We start from the raw sequence: 344 nt of genomic DNA, 5'->3' as shown, positions 1-344 counted from the left end.
GCCTGCACCCGCCTGCAATAGACCAAGATCTAAAGTGCGCAGGCTAATTGATTTTAAACTTTCCGGCACATTCCCCTCAATAATGCGTAGTGCAAGGCCTTCGACCAACGCTGTCTTGCCCACTCCCGGCTCCCCCACCAAAAATGGGATTGTTTTTACGACGCCGTGAGAGGATGTCGATCATCTGGCGGATCTCGGTATCGCGGCCAAAGATCGCCGTAAAAAAAGCCGCACTGCGCTGCTGTTCCGCTGGCTTTGGCGACATCCCGGCATTACTTTTGGCGGGGTGATGATTGCCGCAATAGTTTTACTCGGCCTGTTTGCCCCCTGGGTTTCTGCTCAAG

1 pseudogene is annotated in these 344 nt (G+C 54.1%); it reads right to left on the bottom strand.

Annotated features, from left to right (window positions below):
- Nucleotides 1-214 (bottom strand): annotated as a pseudogene (locus SPM24T3_RS25085) (AAA family ATPase); the annotation flags it as partial.
- Nucleotides 215-344: the final 130 nt, after the last annotated feature.

It is taken from the genome of Serratia sp. M24T3 (assembly GCF_000257645.1).
In the GTDB taxonomy this organism is placed as follows: Bacteria; Pseudomonadota; Gammaproteobacteria; order Enterobacterales; family Enterobacteriaceae; genus Rouxiella.
This window is presented reverse-complemented; position numbering and strand designations above follow the sequence as displayed.